The following is a 20,159-nucleotide window of genomic DNA, read 5'->3' on the forward strand; positions in this document are numbered from 1 at the left end:
TTATGTCCCCTCTCTTTCTGAGACCTATGATACAGCAGCCTGTTCTTCACCTTAACCTAGCAACTTACTCGGTGGTCCATTTTTCCGGGTCCACTATAATTTTGTACTTCTATCAGTATTCATCCGTATGGTCCTCAAGTGTGATCTTGCCCAATGCCGCTTTGAAGAGCGTCGCCAGGAACTCCCGATCTTCCGGGGCCAGCCTGGTGGCGTTCTTTGCTACGTGGCGAAACCTCAGCACGATATCTGGGTCCTCTGCCGCTAGCATCTTGAGCAGGGTTTCTAGGTCCTCTTCACTCTGCCCCTTTTTCGGCTTCGATCCCATCCCCTGGATGTCGCCGTCCTTCTCCGCAAGGTATTTCCCATAGGCTTTTATGAGTTTGTTCTTTAAGGCGTCGTCTGCCTTTTCTTCGTGAATTTCCATCATCTCCAGGTCCTCCGCTGGTAGATGTATGAGGGCAGCCGCCTCCTCTATGGATAGGCCAGTTTGCTCTCTCATGGCTTGCAGGATCCCTATGGAGGCGCTTTTCTGCGTTGAAGATGGATCGTCGGTCTCTCCCATAAGGAATGCCGCAGATACTCCCAAAGCTTTGGCAAGAGACATCAAGTTTTGTCCTACTGGGGAATATCGATCTTTCTCCCAGTCTAGAACCGTAGTTTTTGTCACTCCCACTGTCTCTGCTAGTGTCTGCTGTGTCCACCCCTTTGATTTGCGTAGTCTTTTTATTTCATCTCCTCGAATCATTGTAATCCCCTCTCCACCGTGTCAAGTCCAGTGTACTTTTTTTAGCGATATAGTCAATAAAAGTCAGCCCAACCTTTTTGCTCTGGTGAGCTTGACTTTTGTCCTTGGTCAACATAAAATCCAAGTAGACCAGAACAAAGGGGGTGGTGAAAGATGTTTGGTAGCGTTATAAAATCCGCTAGAAAGGCTCAAAGAATGACTCAGGAGCAACTTGCAAGGAAGGTTGGGTGTACTAGGACTACTGTTTGTGATTGGGAAGGCGAAAAATATCCTCCGACCGATGTTCAGAAAATCGCTGCTCTGGAAAAGGGATTGGAGTTGCCCGCTTGCTCTCTCTATATGGAGCTGGCCGGGATCATGAAGGAGGAGGCTAGACCCCATGTGATTGTTCCACCTGATCTCAAAACCCTCCAGCGTCGTCTCTGCGACCTGATCGGAGCCATTGAAAAACTCCACTCTGAATGCGACACGCCGGAGGAGGTCATGAGACTGTTACTCGACGTCGGAGATAACGGCGAAATCAATCACCCGGAGAACAGAGCCTTTATCGACCTGCTGGAGACCCTAGCCCCTCTGGCCGGGGAAATCCTTCGGTCGATCAGGCGAGGCGAAAGGGTGGCTTCGTGAAGTGATGTGTACGAAAAGGAAAGCATGAAATAGCCGGGCAGAAGGGGACTTATTTTTATTTGAAGGAGGCGAGGATAAGTGGACGTTGTTGCGGTGGAAACTATCTTGGCGGAGCTTCATGAGACACGGCGAGAGCTCAGCGAAACTCGGCAGGAGGTCCAAGAGACCAGGCGTCTCTTGGAGAAATACCACAACCCTAATCGGTGGATATCGGTTAAGGAGGCGGCCGAAATAGCTGATGTCTCAGAGAGACAGATTTTCCGGTGTGTAAAAAGCGGAGAGATATTTTCGAGGAAATTCGGAGGCAGTCGAAGGGTATCATTCGCCAGCCTAGTTGCCTACACGGCTGAAAGGGCTGCGAAAGCGACCGCATAAGGAGGGGAGATCGTGTCAAAGAAAAAGCCGGTGCTCATTTCGGCCTACTCGAAACAGCGGCAGATGATGGCCAGCGATCGTAAAAAGGCCATGGAGGAAGCTAGAGAGAACCGAGTCAGGGCGGCGATGAACTGCCCGGTGGTGTTCCGCTTGTCGGTGTCTCAGGAGCTTGCGGAGCTAAGGGATCTTCTGGAGCTGGAACGTGCCAATCTGGATTATGCGGCTGGTCTGGTTGAGAAGTATCAAGACTCGTCGGCCCGAAACCGTTATCGCAGGACAGAGCTACAGGTGGCGACCCTGGAACGCAGGGTCAAATACGTAGAAAGGGCGGTGTGTTGAGATGACGCAGGACCTTATGAGGCAATTGGCAAGCAACGCCCATATCTCCATGGGAGACCAGAAACGGAGGGCAAGGACGCGAAGGGCAGTCCGAGTGGCAGAGGGATATATCACCGCCATGATCAGGCGGAGGCAGATCGAGAGCGCCAGGAGATGTTAGCCGTGGATAGAGATAAGGAGTTAGCGGATCTGCGTTTCGAGGTGGCGTTTCTGCGAGAGGCTTATATCCACGCCACAGTGGTGATACAGACCCTCATGGACGAGAGGGACTATCTGTATCAGGACCTTGGAGAGCTTGAAGCTCGCCTTGGTGGGGTCGTATCGGAGTCGGAGGCAGTGTGATGGTCGTCAGGCGGTGTGTCTATTGCAAGTGCCTTATTGATCCTCGGAAATATTACTATCTCGGGGCCAGATGTACCGACATCTGCCAGGAGTGTGGCGATAGGCTGAAAGCCGGTCTCTCACCTTTGGAGCCACAGCTTTACTTCGTGGATCTGGAGGACAGGGCAGATAAAAAGTGCCCACAAGGACAGGCGTCCCAGTGGGCGTGAGAGAAAAACAAGTTAGCGAATGGTCCAGGGAGCTGCAACTCCCTGGACCCCAAGTATATCACAGGAGGGGATCTTCATGGGACAAACGGCAACCAAACCGATCAAGCCGGAAAAGAGGGTCCTTCGTGTCGCCAGAGTGGAGCACCGCTGTGACTGGTGCGGAGGGTCCATCTTCCCCGACGAAAGGTACGTTTATATGGAGTTCTTTCTAAAAAGGCCTACGGTGCGCAAGTTCCACGAGGACTGCTTTAAGGCGATGGCCAAAGACCCAGCGGTAAAGAGCGGCAACTATCGCCGTAGGAACCAGCTCAGGGGCTGTACGGTAGAGGAGAGTCATGGGAGGTAAAGCCATGGAACGGAATATGGTCATAGACAATCGAAAATTCTGGTTTGCCAGGGTGGATATCTCCGTTCTGATGGATGAGGGGAAGGGGATAGACGCATACGCCAAGGCTACCTATGCGGTGCTGTGCGCCTACGCCGGATCTGATCGGGAGTGCTTCCCTAGTGCCGAAACTTTGGCGGCTAAGGTGGGCTGTAGCAGAGACAGGCTTTTTAAGAGCCTGAAAATTCTGGAGGATGCCGGTTGTATCTCTCGTCAGAGCCAAACCAATAAGTCGTTTCAGACGGTCAATAGGTATATCCTCAATGGCTCAAATCCTGTCGAAGGAGTACGCCAAACGGACACCGAGAGTCCGTCAGAAAGACTCCCGCAGTCCGTCTCACGGACCCCTGGTGTACGCCAGGCGGACCCCCGGTGTCCGTCAGACGGACACAGAACTAGAGACATAGAACTAGAACCAAAGAACCATAAAAACATAGTGGGCAAGTCCGCCGAGGAAACGGCGGAACTTCCCCTCGACCCTGTGCCTGGGGAGGCAATGCCCCAGACCCAACCAGGTGAGACACCACCACCTTGTCCCTACAGGGCAATAGCGGATCTGTGGGATAAGGCAATGGTCCCTCTAGGTAAACGAGGCGTCCGAATCCTTTCGGAGGCCAGACAGTCTGCACTCAGGGCCCGATGGAGGAGTCGAGGAGATAACCCCGAAGGGCCAGTGTGGCCGTGGGCTGATCTTGCCACCTGGGAGGCTTATTTTGGCTATGTGGCCGAAAGCAAGTTTCTCGTAGAAGGCCGATTTTGTGATTTTGACTGGGTAATAAAAAAGACTAACTGGATCAAGATCCGGGAGGGGAAATATCACCAGGAGGGAGACTGCCGATGATTCAGAGGGCTACGCTTGATATTCTTGGTCCACTCAAGGCCATGTTGACCCGTAACGGTATTCATGTCCAGGAGAAGTCAGAGTCCGAGAGGTGGGGCAGAGTAGAGGCTTTCATCCGGGATCGGTTTCGGTTTACCGGACCTGTGGGGAGAGAACTTTTCCCCAGGGAGCTTTCCGACTACGAGGTCCTGATTGATTGGGCTGGTCATTGTCGCAACTGCTCCAACCCGGCTCAGTGTCCCCACTACGGATATCAGGGCGAGATCCAGCTTAGGAACTATTGGATGGGCAGATATTTCCCCTCCGGGGTGTTCCTCCCTGAGTATTACGGTGGGAAATGCGGTGCTTACCTGGACGCCAAGAAAGAGAAGGACAAGCCCTCCGTAGCCACAAGCCCCACCGGCAACGGTTTCCGGTTTTGATCTATGCTCCCAGAGCTATACAACAGGGATCCCGATGAGGTCGTGGCCTGTCGGGCTCCCTGGCCTAAAAACGAGTGGGGTATGGGGTGCTCTCGGCGGCCTAATGGTTGTCGGGAGTGCCGCTATGCGGTGACCAGGGCTATGATGGAGGAAGAGAAGAGACCGAAGATCTGAGGAAGATAGTAGAGGGGGCATTCCATGAACCGAAGAGACGCTTTGATAGGGATCATAGAGCTACTTATCCGATTCCATCCTGAGGGGATTCCGATCCTCTTGGGGGACGTGGCACGTCCTTTGGGGCTGGGGTGGCTCCCTCTTCTGGAGGCGGCAAGGGGCGATGATGACCTGGGGGTCAAAATATGCAAGGATCCGTCTATATCTCAGTTGCTAGACCAGGTGGGGCAGGTGGACGAGATCGACAGGGTTCTGGAGGGGATAGGCTGGAAGAACGTCGTCGAGGCCACCAGAGCGGTGAGATCTTTTTCCCCTCTCGACTGGGATATGTTCGTGCTCCATCTGTCCTTTGTAACCGACTATTCTAGGCTCGGGGACAAGTCTCCCCTCCAGGCGATCGCCGATAAATGCGGTGTGTCTCCTAAGACGGTATCCCGTCGCCGTCAGGAGATCCCAGAACAGATAGCCCGATTGGCCTCAATGAGGTTTCAACAGGCCCTGCACTGGTGACGGGAAACGTGCCGGTTTTGTCCCCACTAACGACCTCACTAAGGGTGGCACTGTGTCCCTGATAAGGTAGGTGCTAATTTCTGTGGAGCTGGTAGAATGATAGCGTGGCAATAGAGATAAAGATGAGGCTGTTTAATAGATAGGGAATAAATTATCTTATTTTTATTTTTTCGTATAAGACCGAAGCTTCTTTTATCTTGTTTTGCATCTCCAAAGATTTTCCCTTAATATATTCAAAATTTGCAAGCCAATCTTTTTCCTTCTCAGACTTTTGTGCGAGATCATCAAGTTCTTCTATTTTTCCATGAATTTCTTCGAAGTTTATTGAAGATAAAAAAGTTAAATCCCATGTGTTTTTAGCTATTAATATGCTATTTTCAAGATTTTTTAACGCTATCTCTGTTTCAAGAAATAAATTTCTAGCTTCTTGTATGGCTATAAAATTATTTCGATATTTTTCTACTTCTTTAAATTTAATAAAAAAAGTTTGTGTTTTTATTGTTTCGCTTATTACGTTAAACAACATCTCTTTTTTTATAGGTAAAAAGGCAACTTCCCTTGAGATTTCGTTTGCTCGATTTGATATTTTAGCCTGACGGTACATTATGCAGAGTTGGATCACCAGTACTAATACGGTTAGCATCCCCACTATTGCTGTTATTGCGCCTTGGTTGTCATTCATGGCTTGAATAAAATTACCCCAAAAACCTGTAGGGGTATTATTTACAGCTAAAGAGAAACTCAGTGTTACGACATCACCGCTCACTGGCATGGACGTCACTTCCTCTCATAAGGTGTAGGTTCAAAGCCGTTAGGACGGCAAGAAGGGCCTGCAATGTGGGGTTGCCTTTATTGCTTAGGCTTCGATAGAGCTGTTCTCTGGACAGTCCGGTCTTTTTGGCTATTTCGCCCATGCCCTTGGATCTGGCGACCACGCCGAGAGCTTGGGCTATATAGCTCGGGTCGTTCGTATCGAAAGCATCTTCAAGGAAGATCTCTCTTGACTCTATGTCGTCAAGTTCTGCGGCGAAATCGTATTCATAAAGTTTTTCAGTCATATTGGTTCACCTCTAAAAGTAAGTCCCAGTGTATACGGATTTGAGGCTTTTTTGAGTCCAGATGGGTTTATACAGGCCTATCGTCGTGTGTGTTAGTGCATATCATGGTAAAATGGTATCCATACAGGTCCGTTTAAATACTACGAGTTTGGATATTATCCTTGAGGAGGTGGGGCTAGTGGCTCACAGTAAGTATCGTTTTATATCTGGTCTCATTGACGGGATCGCCTTATGTGGAGATCTCTCCGGGGCTGCTATGGCAGAAAAGGTTAATGAGCTTTTGCCTGATGCTTGGGCAGAGAGAGATGCTGAGAACATTGCGATAGATGCTAGGGCTGCTCTCGCAAGGTTTAAAAAAGAGCGCAGCTATGCCAGATGAAAATGACTTAAGGGAAATTGAAAAGGTAACGGAAGACGTTTTGGAAGAACACGTCGCAGATGGTTCTCTCTCTGCTACTGAGGCGTCTGCTATCAAAGGGGCTACAGCTCATATCGCTACCGAGATCATAATGAAGTCTTCTGTGCGGTTTTCGGGCCCCTTGCCTCCGCCTTCCGTTTTAGAAGAGTATGAGGCAGTCTGCCCCGGGTCTGCTCGAGATATCGTTGATATGATGAAAGAAGAAGGACGAACTAGGCGCTTTGCCGCAAAATGCTTAGCTGTTGCAGTCCCTTTGGGAATTCTCTTGGGTGGAGCCATCTGCTTATCGGGCTTTTATTGCTCGATTTTGCTTGCTAGAGAAGGGCTCGGTGGGAAAAGCATAGCAGCTATTTTTGCCGCTGTAGGCGTCGTCATAGCTTCAGTATGGAATAGTAACTCTCGTAAGTCAAAACCGAAAGAAGAAAATGATGATGACAAACCGGTTTAAACAATGATATCAAAAAATTGATGCCTCGGTCCTCAGGACCGGGGCTTTTTTCATGCCTTGGAACAGGAGGGTTTGGATATGTACGTTATCTGGTGTCGCAAAGAGGGGCGTGGCGGGTTGCGTGTCGGTGTCTCCGACGCCAGATACCCCATCCCCTATATGGCGGATCCCATCACCATCGTCGAGCCCTGCGATGTGCGCCTTATGAGGCGGTGGCTAGGGCGGAGGGTGAAGCGAGGCTGGAGCCTGGAGGAGCTTCGGAGGGCCTGCGAATGAAGGAGGAAGCAAGTTGAAGTACACCAGTCCTTTCAGGGGCAGACGGCAGATCAACCGGATAAAGCGGGCCATTTTGGATCGTTCCGGAAGGGCGAGCAGGGAGGCGGCTTTGAGGGATCACGCCCTGTTTGTCTTTGGTATCAACTCGGCCCTTAGGATCGGGGATCTGCTGTCCCTGTCCGTCGGGGATGTTTTGGCCGGTAAGGGCTGTCGTATCAGGATCGAGAGCGAGATAAGGGTCCAGGAGGGGAAGACCGGCAACGTCCGAACCTTCCCTCTGGTCGAGAAGATCCAGGAGGCCCTCAAGGATTATCTGAGGTTTCGGAAGGACAAGAGGGGCTTGAAGCCCTGGGAGCCTCTTTGGGCCTCGGTCCGTGGCAGGGATAGGGCTCGGGCCATATCGAGGATGCAGGTCTACCGGATGCTGAACGATGCCGTCGAGGTGGCCAACAGGGCGGCCCCTTCGGCGGAGAGGATCAACCTTAGGACCACCTCTATCGGCTGTCACTCCATGCGAAAGACCTTGGGCTATATGCTCTACTACGAGGGCGATTCTGTCCCTCTGGCGGATATCCAGACCATGTACGGCCATTCGTCGGAGAGGATCACCCTCCGGTATCTGGGGATCACCAAGGAGATCACCGACGCCCATTACAGGGCTTTGAACCTCTGATCTGACCCCTGATCTGGTGATTTATACAGCTTAACCGCTTGTCATGGATGTGAAATTTTAGTCTTGCTTTAACGACTGCTTTCTTGCCTTAGAGGCTCTAGGGTTAAACATCGTGGTTTTTGACCTCCATTAGCTCCAAAACGACGAGCAGGATTCAGTATTTGCAAGGGTTTGGAGATTCGGAGGGTAAATAATGAATGGCCCTTTTGGGAGCAAATTTAATCGTTTTTCCGATATGTTGGAGAAAGAGGGCCTTTTCGTGATTAATAAATCTCCGGCGGATGGGCCACGGAGCCTGTGTTGGTGGGCCTTCCGGTAATCGGTTGTTATAGGTGACTCCCTGCTATTGAGTTACGTATAAGGGTTGGGAAAAAGGGGCAGCTTTGGGCTTGTCGAAGAGGCGAAAAGCCTTTTGTCGCAAGGGCTGAGAGGTTACGGGTCCTTCCTGAGCCGGAGAGCCTCAGGGGTCGCTTTCAGCGCAGGTAAGATCTCGATTAAAATGTGATTTTGAAGTTAAATGTAAAACATCAAATATCAAGAAAACGGCGACATTAAACACCAAAACGGGGTGGAAACTGAAGTTCACTAGGGAGGTGATCGGCCTGGCAAAGCCCAACGTGAAGGTGGAGGGTGACGTCATTTTGCTGTCCACAAAACGATGTGCCGCTTTCTTTGGGGTTACGTCTAAGACCCTTCTGGAGTGGAAGCAGACCGGTTGTCCTCAGTCCGGCAGAGGATGGTGGAATCCTGAGGAGGTGTATCGGTGGAGGTGTGGTCTTGAGACCGAGCGATCCTCTTCCGAGGGCAGCGGCAGTTATCAGGCTATGAAGCTGAAGGCCGAGGCGGAGTATCGGGCGGCGAAGGCGGCTCAGGAGGAGATTCGCCTGGCGGTTTTGAAGGAGGAGTATATCCCCTTCGGTCAGGTTGAGGAGGCTTGGTCGGATCGGCTGACGGTGTGTCGAACGAATATGTTCGGCTGGGTCCATAATCTCCCTTCTCTGCTGGAGGGTATGTCCAGGGTGGAGATCCAAAAGACCCTGGAGGACGAGGTTCAGGCTCTGTGGGAGGGCTATTCCAGGGATGGCCCTTTTACCCCTGAGCCCGATTCAGATTCAAAGGAGGAGGAATAGCGGTGGTTATTCCCTGGACTAAAGGAGAGCTTGCGGCCTGTAAGCCACCGGAGAGGATCACCGTCAGCGAGTGGGCGGACCGGTATCGGGTTTTGACTCCCAGGCTGGCGGCTAAGCCGGGGCCTTGGCGCACGTCTTATATGCCCTACCTCAGAAAGATCATGGACACCTGGATCGATCCGGGGGTGGAAGAGATCGTTCTTTGCAAGGGTGCTCAGGCCGGGGCGTCGGAGGCGGCGAATAACTGCCTTGGCTACACGATCTGTCAGGACCCTGGGGCGGCTATGGTGGTCTATCCCACCGAGGATGTGGCTCAGTGGGCCAGCGAAAACCGGCTTCAGGACATGATAAAGACAAGCAACGTATTCAAGGGGATCTTTCGAGAGAGGGAGTCGGACAGGCTTGAGCTCCAGTTTAGGGGGATGTACGTCGCTTTGACCGGGGCCAATAGCCCTGCGTCTTTGGCTTCCAAGCCCGTCAGGTACGTTATCTTCGACGAGATCGACAAGTATCCCGCCTTCGCTGGACGAGAGGCCAACCCCTTGAAGCTGGGCAGGGAGCGAACGAAGACCTTCCGTAACAGGAAGCTGATGTATATCTCCACTCCGACTTTGGAGACCGGGAACATCTGGAGGATGCTACTGGGGTGCGATGTGGTGTACCGATACGAGGTGGCCTGTCCTCGATGCGGAGAACTCTTCCCTCTGTCTTTTAAGGATATCTGCTGGCCCAAGGAGATGACCGAGGCCCTCAGAGATGAAGAGGATATCACCGCAAGGCAGAGGATTATCTCTCAGGTTGAGGACAAGGCGTGGTATCGCTGTCCTCGATGTCAGTGTCACCTTGAGGACAAGCACAAGACCTTTATGCTCTCCACCGGCTGCTGGGTTCCCCAGGGAGGCAAGCCCGATAAGGTTCGTCGGGTGGGGTTCCACTGGAACTCTATCTATTCTCCTCAGGTGTCCTTTGGCTCTGTTGCCGCCGAGTTCCTTCGGTCGAAGGACAGTCCAGAGGACCTGATGAACTTCGTCAACTCCTGGTTGGCTGAGCCCTTCCGTGACTCGGTGGCCAAGGCGGAGCCTGAGAGGGTTATGGAGGCCGTTGGCACTCACGAGAGAGGCCTTGTTCCCGATGGGGCTGTGGCTATTACCGCCGGGGTGGATATCCAGAAGTCGGAGGCCTATTACGTGGTTCGTGCCTGGGGGCCTGGGCTTACGTCCTGGCTTATCGAGTATGGCCGGTTCGACACCTGGAACGAGACGGACCTGCAAGACGGTTTGAGGGCCCATATAGTGGAGCCGGTTTTCCGCTTCAGCGACGGCAGAGTCTGCCAGATCAACTACTGTCTGGTGGACTGTGGGTATAGGACCGATGAGGTTTACGACGCATGTGTGGTGTATGGGGACGTGCTTTGTCCCGTTAAGGGGTCCTCCAGGGCTATGGACAGCTACTACCGGAGGCATATGGTGGACCGGAAGGACCGAAAGAGCCAGGACGGCTTGGTTATGCTGGAGGCCAACACCTCTCTTTTGAAGGATTTTATCTTCGGCCGGATGGTTAAAGAGCCTGGCTCCCGTGGGTCGTGGTCCCTTTTCAGAGGGTGTCCTAGAGAGTATGCCGAGCAGATAGCTTCGGAGCATAAGGTTATGGTGAAGACCAAAAGCGGGGAGGTCAGGCACGAGTGGCGAAAGATCTCCGGCCATGGGGCAAACCACCTCCTGGACTGCGAGGTCTACGCCGCTTTGGCCGCCAGGATGATGAACCTTCACTATATGCCGACGGAGGAAGAGAGGGAGAGTCTGGGAAGGCCCCAGACGGAAGAGGAAAATTCCTGGTTGGATTCGGGCTCAGGAAAGGGCTGGTTTAGCTAGAGGAGGTGGATCGATGACCCCGAGGGAAGAGCTGGAGATGTACGAAAAGGCCCTCCAGGCGGTGTTGGAGGGCGGTCAGGCTGTGGACGATAACGGCCTGAAAGTGGAGAGGGCTAACCTGGCCAACCTCCAAAAGAGGATAAAAGAGCTTCGGAGTGTTTTGAGCATCGAGGACGGAGGAGGTAGTCGTGTCGTGGTTTGGTAAGGCGGGTTTCGCGCTGGACAGGGCTATCGGTATGGTGGCTCCCTCTGTGGCCCTTAGGAGGATGTCCGACAGGGAGAGGATGGAGTCTTTAGTCGCCAGTCGCAGCTACGACGCCGCCAGGCTGGACCGGTACGGCAGCGGCTGGACTCCGGTGAATCAGAGGCCAGACGAGACCGACAGGGTGTACAGAGACAGGATAAGGGCGAGGGCAAGGGATTTAGAGAGGAACAACGGCATAGCCCAAAGCGTCCTGCTTGCTCTGGAGCGTAACGTCATAGGCACAGGGCTAAGGCCTCAGGCTAAGGTTTTGGATAAATCGGGCTACGAGATGGACGACCTTAACAACCAGCTGGAGGCTCTTTGGGAGGTGTGGGCCAAGCCGGATAACTGCGACGTTACTGGCCACGACAGTTTCTATGGCCTTCAGCGGATGATGCTTCGCCGGATGGTGACCGACGGGGAGATCTTTACCATGATGGTGTCCACCGGGGAGTATCTGCCCCTACAGGTCCAGCTTGTGGAGGCCGACGCCCTGGCGACGTGGATCCCCGGCAAGAAGGATGTTCGGATAGTCTCCGGTGTCGAGGTGTCGCCAACCTGGAAGCCTGTAGGGTATTGGTTTTACAAAGACAATATTGACGGTATCCCAACCGAGGCAGTGAGGGTTCCGGCGGAGAGGGTGTTCCCTCTGTTTCTGAAGACCAGGCCTCAGGCGGTCAGGGGCATGAGCCAGTTTGCACACGTCATGGGCAACATAAAGGACTCGGGGGAGTATATGGACGCCGAGCTTATGGCGGCAAGGGTGGCGGCCTGTTTCGCCGCTTTCGTTAAGACCGGATCCGGTGGCCCTGCTTCTGTGGGCCGTAGCGGCATGATCCAGGATAGGTCCGGTCGGGATAAGCCGGTGACCAGGCTGGAGCCTGGGATTATAAACACCCTGCCCGAAGGGGCGGACGTAACTTTCGCAAACCCGACCCATCCCAACGCCGGAGCGTCGGACTTCGTTACCCTCCAGCAGAGATTGGTGGGGGCCGGTATGGGCCAAAGTTACGAGGCAGTGAGCCGGGACGTGAGCCAGACAAACTACAGCTCAGCCAGGGCGGCGGCTTTAGAGGACGAGGCTGGGTATAAGGTTTTGAGGCAGATTATCGTCGAGAAGGTTATGGAGCCGGTATGGAACTCCTTTGTGGCTTCCTGTGTCCTGTCGGGGAAGGTGACCATAAGGGACTATTTTTCTCAGCCTGAGGTCTATAACCGCTGTCGGTGGGTTCCTCCAGGCAGACAGTGGGTCGATCCCCTAAAGGAGGTGGTGGCCACCACAAAAGAGCTTTCCGCCGGCCTGACTACGTTGCAGGATGTCTGTGCCTCCAAGGGCAGGGATTGGCGAGAAGTGTTAGAGCAAAGGGGCCGGGAGATGGAATACTGGAAGAGTCTGGGGCTGGATGAGTCGGAAGGGGCGAAAGGGTGAGATTTTATGACTATTGGAAGCTACGGCAGGAGAGATCAACCCTCTGAGGGCGTTCGCTATCAGGAGATAGCGGGCTTTGAGGGACGGAAGGCGGAAGAGGGCTCCCGAACTGTGGAGCTCTCTTTTTCGTCGGAAAGCCCTGTCACCCGGTGTAATACGACGGAATATCTGTCCCATAGCCCTGGGGCGGCGGACTTTAAGCGGTTTGAGGAAATGGGAGTCCTCCTGTGGAACCATAGGTCCGACCAGCCTATAGGGGCCATAGAGAAGGTCTGGATCGACGAGGCCACCAGGAAGGGCAAGGCCCTGGTCCGGTTCGACGACGACGAGGAAAGCGATAAGGTGTATCGAAAGGTCCTGTCTGGATCTTTGAAGGGCGTTTCGGTGGGCTACAGGGTGAACAACTGGGAGGAAGTGAGGTCCGGCAACGTCTCAAGCGATGGCCGGTTTAACGGCCCCTGTTTTGTCGCCACCCGGTGGGAAGGGCTTGAGATTTCCATAGTATCCGTTCCGGCAGATTCCTCGGTGGGGATCGGTCGGAGCGCAGACGCAGAAGGAGGAGACGACGAAGTGAAAAGAAATGTGCCTTTGCCTGGTGATGGAACCAGGAGCGGAGCGGGGACGGGGCCGGAGGGCCAGGGCCAGCCGGAGAACCGGAGTCAGCCCCAGGGACAGCCGGAGGGACCGGCCAGCCCCGATGATTCGATCAGCAGGGCTATCAGGGAGGAGCGGGAGAGGGCTTCGGAGATCCAGCAGATGGCGAGGTCTTTTAGCCTGGACCTTGAGGAGTTCGTTAGGTCGGGGGCCAGCGTGGAGTCCGTGAGGGCGGAGGTTATCAAGAGGCTCCAGGCGGACAGGCAGCCTCTTAACGTCCCGGGGACTGTGACTAAAGACGAGAAGGAGAAGTTTCGTTCCGCCGCTGTGGATGCCCTCTGTCTTCGTGGTGGGGTAGATGTGAAAGACCCCGCTCCCGGTGCGGCGGATCTCCGGGGCTTCCGGCTTGAGAGGTTGGCGGAGGAGTGCCTTGTAAGAAACGGCGAGAGTCCGGGCTTTCATCCCATGGAGATGATAGGCCGTGCCCTCACCACCTCCGATCTGCCGGTTATCCTGGGCGATGTCGCCAGGGTTTCCCTGATGGACGGATGGGGCTTCCAGGAGGAGAGTTACCTTAAGTGGATGGACGACTCCGGTGTAGTCTCGGACTTTAAGGAGCATCGAGGGGCCAGGGCCGGAGAGGTTGACGATCTGCTCCCTATAACCGAGGACGGGGAGTACAAGGCAGGGTCTATGGGCGAGGAGTCGGAGGCCTGGAAGATAGGGACCTTCGGCAGGGTGTTTTCGATCTCCAGGCAGGCGATCATAAACGACGCCCTTGGAGTCTTGACCGACACGCCTAAGAAGATGGGCGAGGCCGCCAGACGTAAGGTCGCCGACGTGGGATATCAGGCCTTTTTGGATAACCCCAAGATGGGGGACAAGAAGGATCTGTTCTGTGCCGCCCACAACAACCTCCAGGCCGCCGCGGCTTTCAGCTTTACCGACTTCGAGGCCACCCTTGCCGCTTTGTCCACCATGGTTATGGCGATGAAGAGGCAGGCCGACCTCAGTGGCAAGAGGCGTCTGACGGTGGTCCCCAAGTTTCTCGTGGTTCCTGTGTCTCTGGAGCTGGCGGCGAGGCGGTTTTTGAAGCAGACCGAGACCCCCCTTTCGGTGGATACCGCGGCCAATAAGGCCACCGGAGGAGGATCTAACCCCTACGCCGGGGCCTTCGAGCTTGTATCAGACCCCAGGCTGGACGACGTGAGCGAGACCGCTTTCTACCTTGCCGCCGAGAAGGGCAAGACGGTAAAGCTGTTTTTCCTGAACGGGATAAAAGAGCCTTATCTGGAACAGCAGCAGGTCTGGAACGTGGACGGAACCAGCTACAAAGTGCGTATAGACGTAGGAGCCAAGGCCATGGACTGGCGTGGCTTTCAGAAGAACCCTGGGGCATAGGCTCCGGGGTTCTTTGATTTGAAGGGAGGAGAGAGACTATGAGGAGTTATGTCCAAAGCGGAAGCAGGATGGATTATTCCCCCGATGCCGATGTCTTTGTGGATCAGGTGGTGGTTTTAGGCGGTCGTATCGGGGTTGCGGTGACAGATATCCCCGCTGGGAAACTGGGAGCTTTGGCGGTTTCTGGGGTGTTTCAGCTTCCTGCGGTTACAGGGGAGGGCTTTTTGCCTGGGGAGGAGCTTTTCTGGGATGCCTCTGTGGGTAAGGTGACGAAGGACAAAACCGGTGACAAGCCCAGGGCCGGGTATGTCTTCGCCCCTAAGGCGGCCTCGGTTTCGACGGTGGATGTGAAGATAGACTGATGGCTTCCTTTCGGGATCACCTGGCTTCGGCCGCAGAGTCCCTAATGGCGGGAGATCTGGCGGAGACGGTCTTTTACAACGGCGTGGAGATCCGGGCCATAGTCAGGAGGGGCAGAAGTGCCCAAGACGGCACAGGCTTCAGCAGCGAGGGGTCTTCCACCGAGGGAACCATAAGGGTGAAGCTGTCGGACGTTACCCCAGAGGAAGGGGATATCGTAGAGATCTCCGGCGAGGGGTGGTCGGTGGTTCGGGAGATCTCCCGAACGGTGGCCACGGTGCTTCTGGAGGTCCGTACCGATAGATCGGTGTTTTGAGGAGGGATTGCCTTGTCGGTGAGTATTTCTTGGGAGGATATGGCAACTCCATGGGTTGAGGACGTTATAAAGGAGATGCCCGACATACGCCGAAGGGCCTTGAAGTCCCTGGGCTGGTGGATGCAGAAGGAGATAAGGGAGGGCATAAAAAGCGGTGCTCCCGGTGGCCGTCGCTATGCCCCTCTGGCGGGGTTGAGCAGGCGAAAGGTATCTGGCCGGTCTGCCATGAAAAAGGGGTCCGCCAAGGGGCAGATTCTGGGCAAGCTAGGCAAGGCTGTTGGGTATCAATATAAGGATGAGGATGGGTCGGTGTCGGTAGGGTGGCTTTCCAGGAGTGCGGTTTACTGGGGGTCGATCCACGAAAAAGGCAAGAAGATTCCGGTGACCGACAAGATGAGGCGGTTTTGGTGGAGTGGGGCCAGATACGGTAAGAGCAGAAAGAGGGGTGTAAAAAAGACCGGGGCGTTCCTCCGACGGAGCACCACGGAGATAAACATACCCGCCAGGCCTACTATAGATCCTATGAGGCAGGCCCTGGCCCCCAGGATCCCCGGCTATTTCGTCAAGAAGATCGACGGCTATATGGACGATAAGATGAAGAGTCCTCCGAAGAGAAAACATAAAGTGTATGGGAGTTGGTGGTAGCCCTATGAGGTTGACTCAGGTAATGATGGATGTGCGAGACATGATAGCCCGGTCCGATGAGGTCCGGGCTTTTTGTATGGAGAAGTTCGGGAAGCCTCCGACGATCATGGCGGGGTACAACGCCCGCCGTCCTCCGGTAGACGATGAGCTCCCGACGGTGATCCTTATCCCCGACAAGAGCGATTTCGATATGGGAGGCAAAGGAGAGCATAAGGTTGTTATGACCTGGGCTGTGTCCAACGGCTCAGTGGAGAGAGAGGACAACCTGGTCACCTTTCCGGGCTTCCTCCAGGTGGACGAGCTAGGGGAGCTTTTGATGGCCGCTTTGGAGCCTGTAGGGTCTCAGTATCGGATAACCTACACCGGCTACGATCTTCACAGCTCCGAGCAGGCCCCGGCCTTCGTCGGTGAGATCGAGCTGGCTATAGCTGAGTGGTGAGGGGAGTGGTTTAGATGGCAAACGTAAGAAATCCCAACGACATTATCCTGGGATCGGGAAAGATGTATCTCGACGGCGAGGACGTCGGTCAGCTTAAAGACGATCTGACCTTCGACCACGAGAAAGAGATGTACGAGCTTAAGGCCGGGTTCCCTGCGACGGTGGTACTGTCCGCCCTGACAGGGGAGTCTTTGAGCCTGGATTTCAACATGCTCGAGACGAACCTCGACGTTATCTGTCGGATTATGCCCGAGTATGCCCCCATTGCCGGGGGGTCCGGGACGGCCACCGCCACCGATGAGGTTGTAGCCCTGTTCGATTCGACCCATACCATGCTGGCAAAGGGAAGGGTCGATGGGAACGCCACGGTCACCACCGTATCGGGAACCGCCCTGACCGAGGGGACCGACTATTATCTGGACCGTCTGGAAGGCAAGATCTACAGGGTTCCATCCTCCTCGAAGGTCGCCGACGGAGAGGACGTTAAGGTCACATATACCTACAGGACCTACGAAAGCAAGGGCTTTGGCGTCGGTGGTGGGACATCTACGGACAAGACTTTCAGGGTGGACTTCTACCACAAGCGTCGGGATGGGCTGTATCGCCACATTCGGATCTGGAAGGGGAAGGTAAAGGGCAACTTCGCCATGGCTTTCAAAGAGGCTTCCGAGGCCCCTCTGGCGGTAAAGGTTACCGCTATTGCTGACAGCAGCAAGCCAGCGGGACAGCAGTTGATGACCGTCATGGACGTTCCGGCGGAGGCGGTTCCCGGAGGAGGCTGGTAATGGTCATTCGCCATTTTCCCGATCCTCCCAGGCTGGTTATAACCATAGGGGGGAAGGCTCACAGGCTGAAATACCTCACGAGGGCGGACGTCTCCGCCCTTGTGCTGGCTATAAAGGAGCTTTGCGAAGACAGGATACCCGACAGGAAAGAGGCGATGGAGGCCCTTTTGTCCGATAGAAAGGTTCTGGACCCCCTGCTGATGGACTGCTTTCCCACAGCGGAGTCCCTTCCTGCGGAGGATATGGAAGTTAAGGCCGGGCTTTTGGGCATTGTGTGGGAGGCAAACCAGGTGAGCGAGATCCTGGAGGATCTTAACCTCGATAGGTCCGGCGAGGGGGAGGAGGACGGCGATAACGATCCTCTGGGATGGCCTAAGTTCTGCCTCCACATGAGGCGAGCTTTCGGGATTGACGAAGATACCATGTTCCACCGCTGGACCTACTGGCAGTTCGTCGGCTTCTTAAAGGCCGCCCGTGAGGTCCTCTCCGGCGACGAAGGAGGTTATACCGATGCAAAGCCCACGACCGCCAAGAGAGGGACCATAGAGGACCTGGTAAGGAGCGGGGTCTCGGGTATGTAGTGTTGTCGATGCTTCGACGCTATCGTATAATGAGGCCTAGGAAGGGGGGAGAGTTCCATGGAGAGAAAAGCATCTTGTAGCCGACACACTGTTTTGGTTGCTGCGGAGCGTGTTCGCTCTGGGGCTTATCCTGTGTCTTGCCCTACTGTGAGGACGGAAAAAACGCAGGGGGAGATAGACAGGGCCTTTAGAGCTGCGTTCGAGGCTTTGAACCGTTCGGAAAGTGAATAGACGGCATGTCCAACAAGCAGTTCAATTTCATCTACGATAAGCTCGTAAAAGGTGAAAATGATATCCTTGGTCATATAGCCTATTCGATATATAAAAACCAAAAACGTGAGGAAATCGCTAAGATAAAGTTGAAAAACGGAGGCAAAGATGTCACCGACGAGGATCTAGTCCCGTTTGTCGAGTTATCTCAAAGGGATTCTCAGGTTAGGTTTTACAAGGATCGAGCGACGATGCTGGCTCAGCTTTTTCTTGATGAGGCTGTAGCCCAGGATCTGGAGGAAGCAAGGCGGAGGCAAGAGGCGGAATTCATCCGAAACCACAAGGATCATGGTTTTATGTACGGAGTTTGGCAGGGAGTTGCTGCCTCGGTGATCTTCGTGCTTGCCGGGTTTGCTTTCCTCATGGCTACCGGTGGATGGGCCAGGATTGGCAAAGCTCTAATTGAGATAGCGAAATGAAAGGCCCCTCATCCGAGGGGTCTTTTTTGTTGAGGGTAATATCTATCTCCCTGGGCTTTGTAGGGGGAAAACATCGTGAAGGTTTCTCTTGGCTTTAAAGATGGCGAAGGGAGTCTCTTTTACGAGTATATTTTGTGTCTTCAGAGGAGTAGTTGGGAACCTTCGGGAGACACATGACATCGAATTTTTGCATCTGGTTTTCGGAAAAGCTCCCTGCTTCGTAGAGCTCACGAGCTGTTTCGTGCATTTCTTCAAGAATACGGCTCATCGTGATGGACCTCCTTTGTTAGAACAATCCAATTTGACGGGATAAGCCCCTTTGAAAGTAGAAGGTTGCTAAACATATAAACGTATGATAAGCTCTTTGTGGAGGTGATAATTTGGGAAAGCGAAAATCATTTACCACGACGATTGACTCTGACATTCAGAAGCAATTCAAGTTGGCGTGCGTTGAGCGGGATGAAAAAATGAACGATGTTTTGGAACGATTCATGATTTACTACGTTGAGGAAAATAAGAAACCCGAATAACAGCGTCCGCCAAGACAATACTGTTATTCGGGCCCAACAGCAAGGGACAAGCCCTCACATGGACTAATTGTACCATGTCGATGGCTCCCTGTCCCTATGGACGTAAGGGGGCTTTTTTTATGCTCGAAATTAAGGAAAAAGCAGGGAATACGGATATTCAAGGCAGGGAATTGATAAAAAGGGCCGTAGATGATGTTTTTGAATATAGATCGTCGGGGTTGCGTGATCTGCCTAAAAATGTCGATAAAACTACTTTCTACGGCTGGGTCGTGTATTTCGCATGGCTTTACGTGAATCGAATGGAGGCCTTAGGAGATTCCGCCGATATGTCGAAAATCGTTGCCATTATGGAAAGAAACGACGAGAAAGGCGAGATGAGGTCCGCTTTCGATTTTTTTCGTGCCGCAGAGGGACGAAGGGAGGTAGAAGATATGATAGACGTGTTGGAGGCTAACCCCGTAGCTGGTGATTCTGATGTGACGTTGTTCGAGTTCGAGCAGAAGCCCGTAAGGGTTGTCTTCATAGACGGTAACCCCTGGTGGATGGCTAAGGATGTTTGTGATGTGCTAGGACTTGCTAATCCCAATAGCACATTAGCCCTTCTGGACGAGGACGAAAAGAGCACCATCCACAGTATGGAGGGTGGGCCTGATCGGGTCATCATCAACGAACCCGGTCTTTACTCCCTTATCCTCAGATCCAGGAAGCCCGATGCCAAACGATTCAAACGCTGGCTTACCCACGAGCTTCTGCCGACCATAAGAAAGACCGGTAGCTATGCCCTTCCGGGAAGCAAGCTATCGAAGAACGATAAAAAAGAGGAGTTATCCAGAAAACGCTTAGAGGTTATGGAGCGTAACGCAAACTGCCGAATGGCTCAGATGATCCTGAAGGGTATAGAGACCTTTAAGGATGTAATGACAAGCGAATCCAAAACAGTGTTCATGGCTAAATACGGTGAGTTGGTTGCGGAGACCGACATGAGCCACCTTCTACCGAAATCCACCGAGGCCATGTATTCAGCTACGGACATAGGAAAAGAGTGTGGAGTGTCGGCCCAGGTCATAGGTAAAGTGGCCACCTCTCACGATCTAAAGAGCCCTATGGGGAAGGCCGGAGATTACGGCTATTGGATAAGGAGCAAGTCCCGTTATTCCAGCAAAGAGGTGATGACTTTCGTCTATAACGAGAGAGGGCGAGATTGGTTCCTGAATCACTTCGGTGTTGCTGTGGTCGTAGAGGTTGACTAATACTGACAAAGGCCGTCCTTCGGGGCGGCTTTTTTTATTCCCCTGGAGGTGAT

Annotated in this window: 32 protein-coding genes; 28 read left to right on the forward strand and 4 right to left on the reverse strand. The window is 53.6% G+C overall.

What is annotated here, in order from left to right; genetic code table 11:
- Nucleotides 1-112: 112 nt before the first annotated feature.
- Nucleotides 113-745: a helix-turn-helix domain-containing protein gene (locus L2W48_RS12220; RefSeq protein ID WP_236100365.1), complete on the reverse strand. Its 633-nt coding sequence runs from the start codon at nt 743-745 to the stop codon at nt 113-115.
- A gap of 153 nt (nt 746-898) precedes the next feature.
- Between L2W48_RS12220 and L2W48_RS12225 the strand changes: the two genes are divergently transcribed.
- The 10 genes from L2W48_RS12225 (at nt 899) to L2W48_RS12270 (ending at nt 4,969) form a co-directional block, all read left to right on the forward strand.
- Nucleotides 899-1,372 (forward strand): helix-turn-helix domain-containing protein, encoded by a 474-nt coding sequence (locus L2W48_RS12225; protein ID WP_236100362.1) that lies wholly within the window; start codon nt 899-901, stop codon nt 1,370-1,372.
- A gap of 78 nt (nt 1,373-1,450) precedes the next feature.
- On the forward strand, nt 1,451-1,747 hold the full coding sequence (locus L2W48_RS12230; RefSeq protein ID WP_236100361.1) for a helix-turn-helix domain-containing protein: 297 nt from the start codon (nt 1,451-1,453) through the stop codon (nt 1,745-1,747).
- Between the two features lie 12 nt (nt 1,748-1,759).
- Nucleotides 1,760-2,086, forward strand: coding sequence for a hypothetical protein (locus tag L2W48_RS12235; protein WP_236100359.1), 327 nt, complete (start codon nt 1,760-1,762; stop codon nt 2,084-2,086).
- Nucleotide 2,087: 1 nt separating this feature from the next.
- Entirely contained in the window at nt 2,088-2,246 is a 159-nt protein-coding gene (locus tag L2W48_RS12240; RefSeq protein WP_236100357.1) for a hypothetical protein, read from the forward strand.
- Nucleotides 2,247-2,248: 2 nt separating this feature from the next.
- Entirely contained in the window at nt 2,249-2,428 is a 180-nt protein-coding gene (locus tag L2W48_RS12245) for a hypothetical protein (protein ID WP_236100356.1), read from the forward strand.
- A 285-nt stretch (nt 2,429-2,713) separates the two neighbouring features.
- Nucleotides 2,714-2,983, forward strand: coding sequence for a hypothetical protein (locus L2W48_RS12250; RefSeq protein ID WP_236100354.1), 270 nt, complete (start codon nt 2,714-2,716; stop codon nt 2,981-2,983).
- A 4-nt stretch (nt 2,984-2,987) separates the two neighbouring features.
- Nucleotides 2,988-3,863 (forward strand): helix-turn-helix domain-containing protein, encoded by an 876-nt coding sequence (locus L2W48_RS12255; RefSeq protein WP_236100353.1) that lies wholly within the window; start codon nt 2,988-2,990, stop codon nt 3,861-3,863.
- Nucleotides 3,860-4,285 carry a hypothetical protein gene (locus L2W48_RS12260; RefSeq protein ID WP_236100350.1) on the forward strand — a complete coding sequence of 142 codons (426 nt, stop codon included), beginning with the start codon at nt 3,860-3,862 and terminating at the stop codon, nt 4,283-4,285. Before L2W48_RS12255 ends, L2W48_RS12260 begins: the two co-directional genes overlap by 4 nt.
- 3 nt (nt 4,286-4,288) lie before the next feature.
- Nucleotides 4,289-4,459, forward strand: a complete 171-nt coding sequence (locus L2W48_RS12265; RefSeq protein ID WP_236100349.1) for a hypothetical protein — start codon at nt 4,289-4,291, stop codon at nt 4,457-4,459.
- 24 nt (nt 4,460-4,483) lie between these two features.
- Nucleotides 4,484-4,969: a hypothetical protein gene (locus L2W48_RS12270; protein WP_236100348.1), complete on the forward strand. Its 486-nt coding sequence runs from the start codon at nt 4,484-4,486 to the stop codon at nt 4,967-4,969.
- Between the two features lie 151 nt (nt 4,970-5,120).
- On the opposite strand, the gene L2W48_RS12275 is transcribed toward L2W48_RS12270, so the two are convergent.
- Together L2W48_RS12275 and L2W48_RS12280 are read right to left on the reverse strand one after the other, a co-directional pair.
- Nucleotides 5,121-5,741 carry a hypothetical protein gene (locus tag L2W48_RS12275; protein ID WP_236100346.1) on the reverse strand — a complete coding sequence of 207 codons (621 nt, stop codon included), beginning with the start codon at nt 5,739-5,741 and terminating at the stop codon, nt 5,121-5,123.
- A complete protein-coding gene (locus tag L2W48_RS12280; RefSeq protein WP_236100343.1) occupies nt 5,725-6,027 on the reverse strand; it encodes an addiction module antidote protein in 303 nt (100 codons plus the stop codon). The genes L2W48_RS12275 and L2W48_RS12280 overlap by 17 nt, the downstream gene beginning before the upstream one ends.
- 178 nt (nt 6,028-6,205) lie before the next feature.
- Here L2W48_RS12280 and L2W48_RS12285 point away from each other — a divergent pair, with 178 nt between their 5' ends.
- The 16 genes from L2W48_RS12285 (at nt 6,206) to L2W48_RS12360 (ending at nt 18,326) form a co-directional block, all read left to right on the forward strand.
- Nucleotides 6,206-6,406, forward strand: a complete 201-nt coding sequence (locus tag L2W48_RS12285) for a hypothetical protein (RefSeq protein WP_236100341.1) — start codon at nt 6,206-6,208, stop codon at nt 6,404-6,406.
- Complete coding sequence (locus L2W48_RS12290; protein WP_236115018.1) at nt 6,396-6,893, forward strand: DUF2335 domain-containing protein; 498 nt, start codon at nt 6,396-6,398, stop codon at nt 6,891-6,893. Before L2W48_RS12285 ends, L2W48_RS12290 begins: the two co-directional genes overlap by 11 nt.
- Before the next feature lie 78 nt (nt 6,894-6,971).
- On the forward strand, nt 6,972-7,169 hold the full coding sequence (locus L2W48_RS12295; RefSeq protein ID WP_236100338.1) for a hypothetical protein: 198 nt from the start codon (nt 6,972-6,974) through the stop codon (nt 7,167-7,169).
- A 13-nt stretch (nt 7,170-7,182) separates the two neighbouring features.
- Nucleotides 7,183-7,842, forward strand: coding sequence for a tyrosine-type recombinase/integrase (locus tag L2W48_RS12300; protein WP_236100336.1), 660 nt, complete (start codon nt 7,183-7,185; stop codon nt 7,840-7,842).
- A gap of 593 nt (nt 7,843-8,435) precedes the next feature.
- Nucleotides 8,436-8,972 (forward strand): hypothetical protein, encoded by a 537-nt coding sequence (locus tag L2W48_RS12305; RefSeq protein WP_236100334.1) that lies wholly within the window; start codon nt 8,436-8,438, stop codon nt 8,970-8,972.
- 2 nt (nt 8,973-8,974) lie between these two features.
- Nucleotides 8,975-10,843 carry a terminase gpA endonuclease subunit gene (locus tag L2W48_RS12310; RefSeq protein WP_236100331.1) on the forward strand — a complete coding sequence of 623 codons (1,869 nt, stop codon included), beginning with the start codon at nt 8,975-8,977 and terminating at the stop codon, nt 10,841-10,843.
- Between the two features lie 13 nt (nt 10,844-10,856).
- Nucleotides 10,857-11,048 (forward strand): hypothetical protein, encoded by a 192-nt coding sequence (locus L2W48_RS12315; RefSeq protein ID WP_236100329.1) that lies wholly within the window; start codon nt 10,857-10,859, stop codon nt 11,046-11,048.
- Complete coding sequence (locus tag L2W48_RS12320; RefSeq protein WP_236100328.1) at nt 11,032-12,516, forward strand: phage portal protein; 1,485 nt, start codon at nt 11,032-11,034, stop codon at nt 12,514-12,516. Before L2W48_RS12315 ends, L2W48_RS12320 begins: the two co-directional genes overlap by 17 nt.
- A 6-nt stretch (nt 12,517-12,522) precedes the next feature.
- Nucleotides 12,523-14,511, forward strand: a complete 1,989-nt coding sequence (locus L2W48_RS12325) for a prohead protease/major capsid protein fusion protein (RefSeq protein ID WP_236100326.1) — start codon at nt 12,523-12,525, stop codon at nt 14,509-14,511.
- 38 nt (nt 14,512-14,549) lie between these two features.
- Entirely contained in the window at nt 14,550-14,873 is a 324-nt protein-coding gene (locus L2W48_RS12330) for a DUF2190 family protein (protein ID WP_236100324.1), read from the forward strand.
- The gene (locus L2W48_RS12335; RefSeq protein WP_236100322.1) at nt 14,873-15,187 is read left to right on the forward strand and encodes a head-tail joining protein; all 315 of its coding nucleotides are present in this window, start codon (nt 14,873-14,875) and stop codon (nt 15,185-15,187) included. The genes L2W48_RS12330 and L2W48_RS12335 overlap by 1 nt, the downstream gene beginning before the upstream one ends.
- 18 nt (nt 15,188-15,205) lie before the next feature.
- The gene (locus L2W48_RS12340; protein ID WP_236100366.1) at nt 15,206-15,832 is read left to right on the forward strand and encodes a hypothetical protein; all 627 of its coding nucleotides are present in this window, start codon (nt 15,206-15,208) and stop codon (nt 15,830-15,832) included.
- A gap of 4 nt (nt 15,833-15,836) precedes the next feature.
- Nucleotides 15,837-16,271, forward strand: a complete 435-nt coding sequence (locus tag L2W48_RS12345) for a hypothetical protein (protein WP_236100321.1) — start codon at nt 15,837-15,839, stop codon at nt 16,269-16,271.
- Nucleotides 16,272-16,285: 14 nt separating this feature from the next.
- The gene (locus L2W48_RS12350; RefSeq protein WP_236100320.1) at nt 16,286-17,056 is read left to right on the forward strand and encodes a hypothetical protein; all 771 of its coding nucleotides are present in this window, start codon (nt 16,286-16,288) and stop codon (nt 17,054-17,056) included.
- A complete protein-coding gene (locus L2W48_RS12355) occupies nt 17,056-17,637 on the forward strand; it encodes a hypothetical protein (RefSeq protein WP_236100317.1) in 582 nt (193 codons plus the stop codon). The genes L2W48_RS12350 and L2W48_RS12355 overlap by 1 nt, the downstream gene beginning before the upstream one ends.
- A gap of 236 nt (nt 17,638-17,873) precedes the next feature.
- The gene (locus tag L2W48_RS12360; RefSeq protein WP_236100316.1) at nt 17,874-18,326 is read left to right on the forward strand and encodes a hypothetical protein; all 453 of its coding nucleotides are present in this window, start codon (nt 17,874-17,876) and stop codon (nt 18,324-18,326) included.
- 94 nt (nt 18,327-18,420) lie between these two features.
- Here L2W48_RS12360 and L2W48_RS12365 read toward each other — a convergent pair whose 3' ends face one another.
- The gene (locus L2W48_RS12365; protein ID WP_236100314.1) at nt 18,421-18,594 is read right to left on the reverse strand and encodes a hypothetical protein; all 174 of its coding nucleotides are present in this window, start codon (nt 18,592-18,594) and stop codon (nt 18,421-18,423) included.
- Between the two features lie 112 nt (nt 18,595-18,706).
- On the opposite strand from L2W48_RS12365, the gene L2W48_RS13200 reads away from it, so the two are divergent.
- Nucleotides 18,707-18,856 carry an RH3 domain-containing protein gene (locus tag L2W48_RS13200; protein ID WP_321499391.1) on the forward strand — a complete coding sequence of 50 codons (150 nt, stop codon included), beginning with the start codon at nt 18,707-18,709 and terminating at the stop codon, nt 18,854-18,856.
- Nucleotides 18,857-18,975: 119 nt separating this feature from the next.
- Nucleotides 18,976-20,106 (forward strand): BRO-N domain-containing protein, encoded by a 1,131-nt coding sequence (locus L2W48_RS12370; RefSeq protein ID WP_236100312.1) that lies wholly within the window; start codon nt 18,976-18,978, stop codon nt 20,104-20,106.
- Nucleotides 20,107-20,159 lie beyond the last annotated feature (53 nt).

Origin of the sequence: Dethiosulfovibrio russensis (genome assembly GCF_021568855.1) — a bacterium.
GTDB lineage: Bacteria > Synergistota > Synergistia > Synergistales > Dethiosulfovibrionaceae > Dethiosulfovibrio > Dethiosulfovibrio russensis.

Coding starts and splice junctions, on each gene's coding strand:
- L2W48_RS12250 (WP_236100354.1), top strand. CDS start 2,714: ATGGGACAAACGGCAACCAAACCGATCAAGCCGGAAAAGAGGGTCCTT.
- L2W48_RS12330 (WP_236100324.1), top strand. CDS start 14,550: ATGAGGAGTTATGTCCAAAGCGGAAGCAGGATGGATTATTCCCCCGAT.
- L2W48_RS12255 (WP_236100353.1), top strand. CDS start 2,988: ATGGAACGGAATATGGTCATAGACAATCGAAAATTCTGGTTTGCCAGG.
- L2W48_RS12345 (WP_236100321.1), top strand. CDS start 15,837: ATGAGGTTGACTCAGGTAATGATGGATGTGCGAGACATGATAGCCCGG.
- L2W48_RS12370 (WP_236100312.1), top strand. CDS start 18,976: ATGCTCGAAATTAAGGAAAAAGCAGGGAATACGGATATTCAAGGCAGG.
- L2W48_RS12295 (WP_236100338.1), top strand. CDS start 6,972: ATGTACGTTATCTGGTGTCGCAAAGAGGGGCGTGGCGGGTTGCGTGTC.
- L2W48_RS12265 (WP_236100349.1), top strand. CDS start 4,289: ATGCTCCCAGAGCTATACAACAGGGATCCCGATGAGGTCGTGGCCTGT.
- L2W48_RS12335 (WP_236100322.1), top strand. CDS start 14,873: ATGGCTTCCTTTCGGGATCACCTGGCTTCGGCCGCAGAGTCCCTAATG.
- L2W48_RS12280 (WP_236100343.1), bottom strand. CDS start 6,027: ATGACTGAAAAACTTTATGAATACGATTTCGCCGCAGAACTTGACGAC.
- L2W48_RS12270 (WP_236100348.1), top strand. CDS start 4,484: ATGAACCGAAGAGACGCTTTGATAGGGATCATAGAGCTACTTATCCGA.
- L2W48_RS12220 (WP_236100365.1), bottom strand. CDS start 745: ATGATTCGAGGAGATGAAATAAAAAGACTACGCAAATCAAAGGGGTGG.
- L2W48_RS12365 (WP_236100314.1), bottom strand. CDS start 18,594: ATGAGCCGTATTCTTGAAGAAATGCACGAAACAGCTCGTGAGCTCTAC.
- L2W48_RS12290 (WP_236115018.1), top strand. CDS start 6,396: ATGCCAGATGAAAATGACTTAAGGGAAATTGAAAAGGTAACGGAAGAC.
- L2W48_RS12240 (WP_236100357.1), top strand. CDS start 2,088: ATGACGCAGGACCTTATGAGGCAATTGGCAAGCAACGCCCATATCTCC.
- L2W48_RS12355 (WP_236100317.1), top strand. CDS start 17,056: ATGGTCATTCGCCATTTTCCCGATCCTCCCAGGCTGGTTATAACCATA.
- L2W48_RS12350 (WP_236100320.1), top strand. CDS start 16,286: ATGGCAAACGTAAGAAATCCCAACGACATTATCCTGGGATCGGGAAAG.
- L2W48_RS12260 (WP_236100350.1), top strand. CDS start 3,860: ATGATTCAGAGGGCTACGCTTGATATTCTTGGTCCACTCAAGGCCATG.
- L2W48_RS12275 (WP_236100346.1), bottom strand. CDS start 5,741: ATGCCAGTGAGCGGTGATGTCGTAACACTGAGTTTCTCTTTAGCTGTA.
- L2W48_RS12225 (WP_236100362.1), top strand. CDS start 899: ATGTTTGGTAGCGTTATAAAATCCGCTAGAAAGGCTCAAAGAATGACT.
- L2W48_RS12325 (WP_236100326.1), top strand. CDS start 12,523: ATGACTATTGGAAGCTACGGCAGGAGAGATCAACCCTCTGAGGGCGTT.
- L2W48_RS12315 (WP_236100329.1), top strand. CDS start 10,857: ATGACCCCGAGGGAAGAGCTGGAGATGTACGAAAAGGCCCTCCAGGCG.
- L2W48_RS12360 (WP_236100316.1), top strand. CDS start 17,874: ATGTCCAACAAGCAGTTCAATTTCATCTACGATAAGCTCGTAAAAGGT.